The organism is Uliginosibacterium gangwonense DSM 18521 (genome assembly GCF_000373965.1).
GTDB classification, from domain to species: domain Bacteria; phylum Pseudomonadota; class Gammaproteobacteria; order Burkholderiales; family Rhodocyclaceae; genus Uliginosibacterium; species Uliginosibacterium gangwonense.
Genome location: NZ_KB892864.1, coordinates 73,392 through 85,410, shown reverse-complemented (window position 1 = coordinate 85,410; position 12,019 = coordinate 73,392). Strand labels below are relative to the sequence as shown.

Sequence of the window (12,019 nt, the reverse complement as noted above, 5' to 3'; positions counted from 1 at the left end):
AAGGCCGAAAGATAGCATTGTTTCCGGGGCGTGATGTGGCCGTTGAGCACTGTCAATCGGTCTGACAGTCCGGTTTCATGCCTGCGGCGACAAGCTGATTGAAGATTTCCTGATGCAGGGGCACGCCTGCCTCCAGGTTGCGCGTGTAGGCTTCCCAACCCCGCTCGCCGGGCCAGTTGCCTTGGCCGGAGCCTGCATTGGCCTTGATATAGTCCAGATACTGGCTCACACGGAGCGTAAAGGCGTCCAGCCCGCCGAATACCTGTGGGTCAATCGCAAGGAAGAGCTTGGTGGATTCGGGGTCCAGCCCGCTACGGTCCCCCGCCACGATCTCGTGGCCGAAGGCGCCATTGGCCAGCGCTGCGGTCATCAGTTCCATCATCAACGCCAGCCCAGTGCCCTTGTGCCCGGCAAAAGGCAGCACTGCTCCGCCAAGGATTGCTTTGGCGTCGGTGCTGGGTTGGCCTTGCGCATCAATCCCCCAGCCCTGGGGAACTTCATTCCCTTCCCGCAGCCAGGTATTGACCTTGCCCACCGCCGCCTGGCTCATGGCCATATCCAGCACCATGGGGTGGTTTGCATCGTGCCGGGGGATGCCGATGGCCAGCGGGTTGTTGCCGATGACCCGCGTCTTGGCGCCCCAGGCTGCCATGGTGGGCATGGCATTGGTGGTGCACACGCCGATCAACCCTTGCTGTGCGGCATGGCAGGCGTAGGCGTGGGCACGCCCCCAATGGGTGGTGCGGGTAGCCAGGCAGAGGCCGATACCGAATGTGTGGGCACGTGCGATGGCTTCATTCATGCCAGTCAGTGAAGCATGACGCCCGGGGCCATTGTCACAATCAATGAAGGAGCAAGCGCCAAAATCCTTGCGATGGGTGTAGTGGGGGCGGGCGCATACCCTGTCTTCGCGCAGGGCAGTCATCAGGGGTGGGAGCATGCGTACCCCGTGTGAGGGGACTTCATGCAGATCGGCTGCCACCATGGTTTGCGCTTCGACCAGAGCTACGTCGGGGGCTACATTGCAGCCTTCGAGCAAGCTGGCAAGGCGGTGGGTCAGCGAGGCGGCAGGGATGCGTAGGGTATCTGTCATGGTGGAAATCCTGATGAATGGGTGTGTGAATGGCAATTTGAGGGTCTATTGGCGCGCCACTTTGGTAGCCGCCTGCTGCTACCGATCATTCCAGAGGGCTAAAGAATGGTAAGCGGGAGCCGATATCCCTTCAGTGCCTGTTTGTGGCCGCATGCGGAAAATGCTTGGTTTTCGATTTCACCAGGGGCTTTTCTTCATACATCGCAAAATATGTTTGCAGTATAAGGTGTCTGCCCTTTGGTCTGGTTGTGTAGTGCCCCTATGCAGGCTACACAGACTAAAGCCCGATCTGATGCAGCAAGACTCATATTAAAGCCTGGAGGAATGATGCGAGTGCATGATGCTGAAGAGATTGAACAACGTATCCGTCTTCTTGCGCTGAATGCGCTACTTGATGCGGTACGGTGTGTGCCCAGCGGCGATATGGAGCAGGTTCTGCCCTCTTTGGTTTCAACCGAGGCTTTGGCGAATGAGGCGGAAGTCAGATGCCTGAAGGTTTTGCAATCTGTGCACCCCAAGCGCAGGGCTGCTTGACGGCCTAATATCCCCGACAGCCTCTTTCGCGGCAGATTTTCGATAGACCCTGATTTGCGTTTGCCCTTGAAGGCCCTGCCAAGTTCGTAATTGGCGGGGCTTTTCGTTTCTTTTTCGGGCGGCAAAATTTGCCAGGGCGGCAATAATGGCCATAAGACGTCAAGGTAGGTGGTCATGGCCGATAGTGATCTTGAGAAGACAGAACCAGCGTCGTCACGACGCATCCAGCAGGCCAGGGAAGAAGGCAACGTTCCCCAGTCGCGGGAGCTGTCGACTTTTCTGGAGATGTTCGTCGGCGCCATCGTCCTGTGGATGGGGTCGCAATGGTTCTTTCAACGCATTGGCGCTCTGATGCAGGATGGCTTGGTGTTTGGTCGCGCCCAGGTGATTGAAACGGGGGCCATGACACATGTTCTGGGCCAGATGGCTACCAGCGGCTTGATTACCGTGCTGCCCTTTTTCGCGGTGTTGATCGTTGCCGGGCTGGCCGGGCACTTCATGGTCAGCGGCTGGAATTTCACCTCCAAATCCTTTTCCCCCGATCTGACCCGGCTCAACCCGCTTTCGGGGCTGACTCGCGTGTTCTCCTATCATGGCTTGGGGGAACTGGTAAAAAGTGTCGTCAAGTCAGTGGTGATCGGTTCGGTGGGCGCCTGGGTGCTGTGGTCTCAGCGCTATGAAATCCTGGGTCTGATCAGCATGTCGCTGGAGCCGGGCACGTATATGCTGGGCCACCTGATTTTGAAATCCTTCNTCTACATTGCTGCAAGCTTGGCGATTCTGGCGGGCATTGACGTGCCCTTCCAGCTCTGGCGCTACTACGACCAGCTCAAAATGACCAAGGACGAACTCAAGCAGGAATATAAAGAGCAGGAAGGGGACCCGCAGATCAAGGCCCGTATCCGCGCCAAGCAGCGTGAGATTTCCCGTCGTCGCATGATGGAGGCTGTACCCAAGGCTGATGTGGTGGTGACCAACCCGACTCACTTTGCCGTGGCCCTGAAATATGATGCCGACAAGATGGGTGCCCCCTTGGTGGTTGCCAAAGGGGCTGACCTGATGGCCCAGGCCATTCGTGAGCTGGCCAAGGAACATCATGTGCCGCTGCTGGAAGCACCACCGCTTGCGCGGGCGTTGTATCGCCATGCCGAGGTGGGGGACCAGATTCCCGCAGCGCTCTACACCGCTGTGGCCGAAGTGATGGCCTATATCTATCAGCTCAATCATTTCCTGGCGCAAGGCGGCTTGCCCCCCACTGCGCCGAACAGCCTCCCAGTGCCCGAGGGCATGGACCCCGGCTCTTCTGCTCTGACTGAAGGGTGATTCCTATGGCGACCAACCAGAACACCTTTGACATGCGGCAGATGTTCTCGATATCGAACATCCGCCAACTCGCAGCGCCCATCCTGCTGATGATGGTGCTGTCGATGATGGTGCTGCCGCTGCCGGCCTTCATGCTGGATGTGCTGTTTACCTTCAACATTGCATTATCGATGATCGTGCTTCTGGTGGGGATGTACACTCGCAGACCACTGGATTTCTCGGTATTCCCGACTGTATTGCTGGTCACCACTCTGTTGCGTTTGTCATTGAACGTTGCCTCTACTCGGGTTGTGTTATTGGAAGGGCATACCGGGCCGGATGCTGCGGGTAAGGTGATCGAATCCTTTGGCCACTTCTTGGTCGGTGGCAACACCACAGTGGGCGTGGTGGTGTTCGTGATCCTGACCGTGATCAATTTCGTGGTGGTCACCAAGGGTGCCGGGCGGATCGCTGAAGTGGGCGCACGCTTCACCCTGGATGCCATGCCCGGCAAACAGATGGCGATTGATGCCGATTTGAATGCGGGCCTGATCGATGACAAGGAAGCCAAGCGGCGCCGCTCCGAGATTGCGCAGGAGGCTGAATTCTATGGTGCCATGGATGGTGCCTCGAAATTCGTGCGCGGCGATGCGGTGGCAGGCATCCTCATCATGATCATCAACATCATCGGCGGATTGATTGTTGGTGTTGTGCAGCACAATATGGATTTTCCGCGCGCGCTTGACAACTACACCTTGCTTACTCTGGGCGATGGGCTGGTGGCACAGTTGCCTTCACTCATCATCTCGGTGGCTGCCGGTATGGTGGTTTCCCGGGTGGGGGATGACAAAGACATTGGCGAGCAGTTCGTCGGTCAAATGTTTGCCAACCCCAGTGTATTGATGCTGGTGGCCATTCTGCTGGGTGTACTGGGGATGATTCCGGGCATGCCAAACCTCATCTTCCTGCTGCTGGCAGCAGGGCTGTTTGCACTCGCCCGTTTCCTTGGCAAACGCATCGTCGAGGAGGCAGAGGCCGCCGCCGAGGCACAACCTGTGCAGACCGCACCGCAGCCGCATGAGTCGCAGGAAGCAAGCTGGGCTGACGTGATGCCGGTGGATGTGCTGGGGCTGGAAGTGGGGTATCGCCTGATCCCGATGGTCGACAAGAATCAGGATGGTGAGCTGCTCAAACGCATCCGGGGTTTGCGCAAGAAATTTGCACAGGAAATCGGTTTTCTTGCTTCCCCTGTGCATATCCGTGACAACCTCGAACTCAAGCCCAATGCCTATCGCATTACCCTCAAAGGCGTGGAGGTGGGGACGGGCGAAGCGTATCCGGGCCAATTCATGGCGATCAATCCCGGGCGTGTGGCGGGGCCTTTGCCGGGCAACCAGACCAAAGACCCGGCCTTTGGCCTGCCTGCGGTATGGGTTGATCTGGCCCGGCGCGATCAGGCTAATGCCCTGGGCTACACGGTGGTGGATGCTAGCACTGTGGTGGCGACCCACCTGAACCACGTGATTCTGAGCCATGCGGCCGATCTGCTCGGGCGGCAGGAAACCCAGGCGCTGCTCGACCACATTGCCAAAGAGTCGCCCAAGCTGGTTGAAGATCTGGTGCCCAAGGTGCTGCCGCTGCACACCCTGCAACGCGTGTTGCAATATCTGCTCGAAGAAGGCATCAACATCCGCGACATGCGCTCGATTGTTGAAACCCTGGCCGAGTGGGCGCCGCGCAATCAGGATGCGGTCGAACTGGCTTCCCGTGTGCGCATGGCGCTGGGCCGCGCCATCATCCAGCAATTGTTCCCTGGCTCGACGGATGTGGGCGTTATCGCGCTCGACCCGTCGCTGGAACGTGTGCTCAACCAGACCATGCAAGGCGGACACGCCGATGCTGGGGTGCTCGAACCTGGGTTGGCTGACACCCTCTTGCGCGAGACGGCGAGTGCCGCGCAGCGTCAGGAAGACCTTGGCCTGCCGCCTGTTCTGCTGGTGCCCAACAATCTGCGTTGGTTGTTGGCGCGCTTCCTGCGCCGGGCTGTGCCCAACCTCAAAGTGATCGCGCATTCCGAGGTACCTGAGTCGCGCACTATCCGTGTGGTGGCCGTGGTGGGGACCTAAAGCGGCAAACCGTGCTGCGTCCATGTTCCCACTTGCCGCGTCTGCGGCAGATTCTGCCGGAATAGACGCGGATTTCCCTGTTTGTTCCCGCGCTCGAAATGGATGATTCCAGCCAATAATTGAACCATGCAAGCTGTAAAACCCCCGGTCGGCTGGTGCGCGGGTAGCGCAACAGGAGGTTTCTCGTCATGGTCAATGTAAAACGGTATATCGGAAAAACGGCACGTGAGGCGCTGGCTGCGCTCAAGGCAGATCTAGGGCCGGATGCAGTCGTGCTGTCCAATCGCCAGGTGGAGCAGGGGGTTGAGATCGTCGCCATGCCTGCCGACCAGATGCATGAATTGTCTGCTTCTGTGCGCCAGACCCGTGCGCCTGTCGAACCTGCACGCCCTGCGCCTGTGGCCGCACCTGCTCCAGCCCCTGCTGTGGCAGATGATGATGGGGATTTCACCGTGACCCTGGGTCAGCATATTGCCCGGCTCGCCAAGGAAAATCAGGTCCGGCAAGGCTTCGCACCGGCCAGCACAGTCAGCCGCGAGCATGATGCGCAGATGATGCGCGAACGTGGCAACCTGCAAGACCGGGCGCCACAAACCCCGGTGATCCGGCCTTTCAATCCGCCACGCGTCAATGCCCAAGGGGAATACATCGACGAGGCGCCAGTGCGCCCAGCACCCGTGGTCCCCCAAGCGCCTGCTGTGGCAGCGCGCCGGGACGAAGGTGACAGCGCCCGTGTGCAGGCGTTGGAAGCGACCAATGCGCAGTTGATGAATGAACTCTCCTCGATCCGTGGCATGCTCGAACGCCAACTAGCCGGGTTTGCCTGGAGCGAGATGTCGCGCAATGCCCCAGCCCGCGTGCAGATGATGAGCGAACTGCTCGAAGTGGGTTTTTCTGCTCAACTGGCGCGTAGCCTGACTGAAGGCGTGGAAGGTGCCGCCTCGTTTCAGGATGCCCGCAACCACGTCAAAAATGGTTTGAACCGGATGTTGCCTCTGGCCCAGAGCGATGCAGACATCATTGATCGGGGCGGGGTGTATGCCCTGGTCGGCCCGACCGGGGTCGGCAAGACCACCACCACGGCAAAGCTCGCAGCCCGTTGCGTGGTGCGGCATGGGGCTGACAAGCTGGCCCTGATCACGACCGATGGTTATCGGATCGGCGCGCACGAACAGTTGCGCATCTATGGCCGCATCCTGGGGGTGACCGTGCACGTGGTGCGTGACGCGGCAGACCTGCGCCAGACCTTGCAGGACCTGCGCAAGAAGCATCTGATCCTCATTGATACCATTGGCATGAGCCAGCGCGACAAGATGGTGGTGGATCAGGTCGCCATGCTGACCAGTGCAGGTAATGTGCGCCGCCTGCTGGTGCTCAACGCCACGGTGCGTGGCGACACACTTGATGACGTTGTGGCCGCCTACGACGGCCCGGATCTTGCGGGTTGTATTCTCAGCAAGGTGGATGAAACCAGCTCGCTTGCCCCAGCACTGGATGTGGCGATCCGGCATGAACTGCGGATGTACTACATCGCCAACGGACAGCGTGTGCCGGAAGACCTGCATGCGCCGAACAAGAGCTATCTGGTGCATCGGGCGATGCGGGAACTGGCGGGTGAATCCCCCTTCAAGCTGGATTCGGCGGATGCTGCCTTGCTGATGTCCATTGCCCCACAAGATAACCGTAACAGCGTTGCGAGGAGGATGTAAGCATGCTGGGCGAACAATACGATCAAGCCGCCGGGCTGCGTCGCCTGTTCCACACCACCCCGCCCAGGGTGGTTGGGCTGGTGCCGTGCTGCGCAGCAGTGATGCCCTGGGTCGCCCGGCAGATCGTGGAGCGGGCCAGCATGGGCGAGGCCATTCTCGCGCTTGATGAATGGGGTGCCTACGGAAATCTGGCGGATGCGCTCCACGCATCCCCCCGCTTTGATCTGCTCCAGGCCGCACAGGGCCAACTCATGCCGAGTGATTGCCTCGTGGATGTTGGCCCTAATCTGCAATTGGCTGCAATTTCCCGGCTGACGACCATGCTCGGCAGCGATCGCATGCTCAACCAACGGATTCTGGGTTTGTTCAAGGATCTGCAACGCCATTACCGGGAATGGTTTGTCGTGACCCGTCCGGCAGATGCCTTGGGCGTGTCACCATTGCTGCTGGCTTCCCCGGCGTTGATTCTGGTCACGGACACCCGGCCTGAGTCAGTCACGGCGGCGTATGCTACGCTCAAGCAACTGGCTCACTATGGTCAGCCTGAAGTGGCCACGGTGGTTTTTGCCCAGGGCGATAGCCGTGAGGCCCAGCACATGGCTGCCAACCTGCATCGTGTGGTGCGCGACCAATTGCGGGTGAGTTTGCGCTTTGCGGGCGATCTGGCTCAAGCTCTGAGTCAGAGTGGTGGTGCAGAATCCAGCGAATTCATGAACCGCCTCAGTCTTGCTGCGGCCAATCCTGCCCAGCGCCCGGCCAACTGGAGGCCCAAACACGTACACTTGTAAATATGTAATGACAGAAGTGCCGTTCATGATGCTCTGCATCGACCAACAGGGCAAAGAGGCCGCATAATGGTGGCAAAGACCTTTATGGTGAACCTATGCTGTAATCGGCGCTTTATTGCTGGCCGTGATGGAGAGGGAAACAATGTATAACGCGGCTGGAACACTGGATAAGGACCAGCTCATTGCGCGCTATGCGCCGCTGGTCAAACGCATCGCCTATCATCTGATGGCCAAGCTCCCCGCCAGCGTGCAGGTGGAGGACATCATCCAGAATGGCATGCTTGGCTTGTTGGATGCCATGTCACGCTACGAAGAGGGGCTGGGCGCGCAGTTTGAAACCTATGCGGTGCAGCGCATCCGTGGTGCCATGCTGGATGGTCTGCGTGAGAACGACTGGCTGCCGCGCAGCCTGCGCCGGGAAATGCGTCGCATTGAAACTGCGGTGCACTCGCTTGAGCAGTTGCATGGTCGCCAACCCAGTGAGGGAGAACTGGCCCAGGCGCTGGACATGAGTCTGGCGGAGTACCAGAAGATGTTGCAGGAGGCACGCGGCTATCAGCTCGTGTATTTCGAAGACTTCAGCGAAGAGGACGACGACGATTTCCTGGAACGCCATATAGTGGGCGAGGCCATGGACCCGTTGACGCTGCTGGAGAACAGCAACATGCGCGCGGTGTTGGTTCAGGCCATTGAAGACCTGCCCGAGCGTGAAAAGATGGTGATGGGCCTGTATTATGAAGAAGACCTCAACCTGCGGGAGATCGGCGAGGTGATGGGGGTGTCCGAGTCGCGTGTCTGCCAGCTGCACAGCCAGGCGATTGCGCGTCTGCGTTCGCGCATCTCGGGGGCATCCAAAGAAGGCACCCGCAATGGCCGACGGGGCAGGCAACCTGCCAACGCGGCGTAGTGATACTGCGCAGTGATACTTTGGCGCGAACGGGGATGACGTGGATCTGATCAGTATTGTCGGCCTGCTTACCGGGCTGGCTGCCATTATCGTCGGGCAAATTGTGGAAGGCGGGCATATTGGCTCGCTGTTGCAGCCCACCGCCTTCATGATCGTGATGGGGGGAACCTTTGGCGCGGTCTTGCTCCAGAGCCCTTGGCGTGTCTTTAGTCGTGGCTGCCGCATGGTGGTGTGGATATTCCACCCGCCCAGAACCAATGCGCATGAGGTGATCGCCCAAGTGGTGGCCTGGAGCGGTGTCGCCCGCCGCGAGGGCTTGCTGGCGCTGGAATCCCGTATTGCCACCCAGCCGGACACCTATGTGCAGAAGGCGCTGCAACTGCTCGTCGATGGTATCGACCCGGAACGCATCCAGCAGGTGCTGGAGGTGGAAATCGACGCCTGGGAGGCGGAAATGAAACATGCCGCCAAGATCTGGGAAGCCGCAGGGGGCTATTCGCCCACCATTGGTATTCTGGGGGCCGTGATGGGGCTGATCCACGTGATGGAAAACCTCACCGACCCCGCCAAGCTGGGGGCCGGGATCGCAGTGGCCTTTGTGGCAACGATCTACGGGGTGGGGGCGGCGAACCTGATCTTTTTGCCCATGTCCAAGAAGCTGATGAGCATCATTGCGCATCTGGTGGCTGTGCGCGAGATGATCCTTGACGGCGTGTTGGGCATTGCCCATGGCGACAACCCACGGCTGATCGAGTCGCGCCTGTCGGGTTACATTGCTCATCACCGTTGAGGCAATCCTGAGAAGGTTCTGAGGGGATTTTTGTCGCTGCCCCCTCAGTAGGATTTGAGCCAAATGGGGCACTGCTGTATCATCGCGTTTTCCTGCAGCTCAAAGACCCATGACCAAGTACGTCTTCGTCACTGGCGGTGTCGTGTCCTCGCTGGGCAAAGGCATCGCTGCGGCCTCTCTCGGGGCCATTCTCGAGTCACGTGGTATCCGTGTCACTCATCTCAAACTAGACCCCTACATCAACGTCGATCCAGGCACGATGAGCCCCTTCCAGCATGGCGAAGTATTCGTCACGGAAGACGGTGCCGAGACTGACCTTGACCTCGGCCATTACGAGCGCTTTACCAGCGCCAAGATGACCAAGCGCAACAACTTCACCACAGGCCAGATCTACGACAGCGTGATCCGCAAGGAACGTCGCGGCGAATATCTGGGCAAAACGGTGCAAGTGATTCCGCACATCACCGATGAGATCAAGCTCTCTATCAAGCGTGGTGCAGAAGGCGCGGATGTGGCCATCATCGAAGTGGGTGGCACCGTAGGGGATATCGAATCCCTGCCGTTCCTGGAAGCCATTCGCCAGATGGGTATCGAAGAAGGGCGCCAGAACACCTGCTTCCTGCATCTGACACTGCTGCCCTACATCGCTACCGCTGGCGAACTCAAGACCAAGCCGACGCAGCATTCGGTGAAGGACTTGCGCGAGATCGGTATTCAGCCGGATGTGTTGCTGTGCCGTTGCGACCGTGAAATTCCCGTGGAAGAGCGCCGCAAGATTGCGCTGTTCTGTAACGTGATGCCCGAAGCCGTCATCGAAGTGATGGACGCTGACTCCATCTACAAGATTCCGGGCATGCTGCACGAGCAGATGCTCGACGAGATCGTCTGCCACAAGCTCAATATCCTTGCCAAGGCAGCAGACCTCTCGATCTGGGAAAAGCTTGTCTACGCGCTGGAAAATCCTCAGCACGAAGTCGACATCGCCTTCGTGGGCAAGTATGTGGATCTGACCGAATCCTACAAGTCCTTGATCGAAGCGCTCAAGCACGCCGGGCTGCACACGCAGAGCAAGGTCAATCTGCACTACCTGGATTCTGAAGACATTGAGAAGAACGGTTGCGATGCCCTGCACGGCATGGATGCTATTCTGGTGCCTGGTGGTTTTGGCAAGCGCGGGACCGAAGGCAAGATTCTGGCGATCCGTTACGCCCGCGAGAACAAGATTCCCTACCTGGGTATCTGCCTGGGCATGCAATTGGCAACCATCGAGTTCGCCCGCCATGTGGCTGGCTTGGAAGGGGCCAACAGCACCGAGTTTGAGCCGGATGGCCCGCACCCTGTAGTGGCGTTGATTACCGAGTGGAAAGACCGTGAAGGCCGCATTGAGCGCCGCAGCGAAAAATCCAACCTCGGTGGCACCATGCGTCTGGGCGCGCAACGTTGCCCGATCAAACCCACCACCTTGGCCGCCAGCATTTATGGTTCAAGCGTTAATGAGCGTCATCGCCACCGCTACGAAGTCAATAACGTCTATGTGCCGCGTCTGGAGGCTTCCGGGCTGATCATCAGTGCCCGCACGCCGACCGAAGATCTGCCGGAGATGATGGAGCTGCCACAAACGGGTGAAAACTCCCACCCGTGGTTTGTCGGGGTGCAGTTCCACCCTGAATTTACCTCCAATCCTCGCATTGGCCATCCCTTGTTCATCGCCTACGTGAAGGCCGCTATTGCACAACGGGAGAAGAAATAATGAAGTTGTGTGGTTTTGAAGCCGGGTTGGATCACCCGTTTTTCCTGATCGCTGGCCCCTGTGTGATCGAGTCACGCGAGATGGCCCTGTCGACCGCTGCCCAGTTGAAGGAAATCACCACCGAACTGGGGATTCCCTTCATCTACAAATCCAGCTTCGACAAGGCCAACCGTAGCTCCGGCAAGAGCTTCCGTGGCCTTGGCATGCAAGCCGGGCTGGATATTCTGGCCGAAGTGCGTGAAAAGGTGGGTGTGCCGGTGCTGACCGACATCCACAGTGAAGACGAAGTGGAAGCCGTGGCCGCCGTGGTGGACGTGCTGCAAACACCCGCCTTTCTGTGTCGCCAGACCGATTTCATCCATGCCGTGGCGGCATGTGGCAAACCGGTGAATATCAAGAAGGGGCAGTTCCTGGCTCCTGGTGACATGAAGAACGTGGTCGACAAGGCCAAGGAAGCCAACGGCGGGGCTGACACCATTATGGTCTGCGAACGTGGTGCTTCTTTTGGCTACAACAACCTGGTCTCGGACATGCGCAGTTTGGCGATCATGCGCGAGACGGGCTGCCCGGTCGTCTTCGACGCTACCCACTCGGTGCAGTTGCCGGGCGGGCAGGGGGACAAGAGCGGTGGTCAGCGCGAACATGTGCCGGTGCTGGCACGCGCAGCGGTGGCCGTCGGTGTGGCCGGAGTGTTCATGGAAACCCACCCGAATCCGCCCTGTGCCTTGTCCGATGGGCCGAATGCCTGGCCGCTTGGCAAGATGCGTGAGTTGCTCGCTACGCTGAAAGCCATTGATACCTTGGTCAAACGGGATGGCTTTGCCGAATTGAGTTTGTGATGCGTGTATAAGGGTTTAACGATAGTGTCGTTGTAGGCTGCGATCATTATCGTTACGGGTTTACCGTGCAGAACCGCTGCCGATGCGTGCCGCTACGCTTTATGTGTTCAGTCAAACCTAATTGGTTCAGATTGTGTACAATTGCGAGGTTTGCGCATCGGTCAGAGTGACGGACCCGCAT

General features: G+C 58.9%; 10 protein-coding genes. 9 read left to right on the top strand and 1 reads right to left on the bottom strand.

Going from position 1 to position 12,019, the window contains the following annotated elements; all coding sequences use genetic code 11:
• Window positions 1–52 precede the first annotated feature (52 nt).
• Window positions 53–1,093 (bottom strand): Ldh family oxidoreductase, encoded by a 1,041-nt coding sequence (locus B145_RS26170; RefSeq protein WP_018609169.1) that lies wholly within the window; start codon window positions 1,091–1,093, stop codon window positions 53–55.
• 333 nt (window positions 1,094–1,426) lie between these two features.
• On the opposite strand from B145_RS26170, the gene B145_RS0117875 reads away from it, so the two are divergent.
• The 9 genes from B145_RS0117875 (at window position 1,427) to kdsA (ending at window position 11,838) form a co-directional block, all read left to right on the top strand.
• Window positions 1,427–1,627, top strand: a complete 201-nt coding sequence (locus tag B145_RS0117875) for a hypothetical protein (protein WP_157288493.1) — start codon at window positions 1,427–1,429, stop codon at window positions 1,625–1,627.
• Window positions 1,628–1,801: 174 nt separating this feature from the next.
• The gene (flhB, locus tag B145_RS0117870; protein WP_018609165.1) at window positions 1,802–2,950 is read left to right on the top strand and encodes a flagellar biosynthesis protein FlhB; all 1,149 of its coding nucleotides are present in this window, start codon (window positions 1,802–1,804) and stop codon (window positions 2,948–2,950) included.
• Window positions 2,951–2,955: 5 nt separating this feature from the next.
• Window positions 2,956–5,055: a flagellar biosynthesis protein FlhA gene (gene flhA / locus B145_RS0117865; protein ID WP_018609164.1), complete on the top strand. Its 2,100-nt coding sequence runs from the start codon at window positions 2,956–2,958 to the stop codon at window positions 5,053–5,055.
• Between the two features lie 188 nt (window positions 5,056–5,243).
• Window positions 5,244–6,764, top strand: coding sequence for a flagellar biosynthesis GTPase FlhF (flhF, locus tag B145_RS0117860; protein ID WP_018609162.1), 1,521 nt, complete (start codon window positions 5,244–5,246; stop codon window positions 6,762–6,764).
• A gap of 2 nt (window positions 6,765–6,766) precedes the next feature.
• On the top strand, window positions 6,767–7,552 hold the full coding sequence (locus B145_RS0117855) for a MinD/ParA family ATP-binding protein (RefSeq protein WP_026259267.1): 786 nt from the start codon (window positions 6,767–6,769) through the stop codon (window positions 7,550–7,552).
• Window positions 7,553–7,694: 142 nt separating this feature from the next.
• A complete protein-coding gene (locus B145_RS0117850; protein WP_018609160.1) occupies window positions 7,695–8,459 on the top strand; it encodes an RNA polymerase sigma factor FliA in 765 nt (254 codons plus the stop codon).
• A gap of 40 nt (window positions 8,460–8,499) precedes the next feature.
• Complete coding sequence (locus tag B145_RS0117845) at window positions 8,500–9,249, top strand: flagellar motor protein (protein ID WP_018609158.1); 750 nt, start codon at window positions 8,500–8,502, stop codon at window positions 9,247–9,249.
• A gap of 109 nt (window positions 9,250–9,358) precedes the next feature.
• Complete coding sequence (locus B145_RS0117840; RefSeq protein WP_018609157.1) at window positions 9,359–10,999, top strand: CTP synthase; 1,641 nt, start codon at window positions 9,359–9,361, stop codon at window positions 10,997–10,999.
• A complete protein-coding gene (gene kdsA, locus B145_RS0117835) occupies window positions 10,999–11,838 on the top strand; it encodes a 3-deoxy-8-phosphooctulonate synthase (protein WP_018609156.1) in 840 nt (279 codons plus the stop codon). Before B145_RS0117840 ends, kdsA begins: the two co-directional genes overlap by 1 nt.
• Window positions 11,839–12,019: the final 181 nt, after the last annotated feature.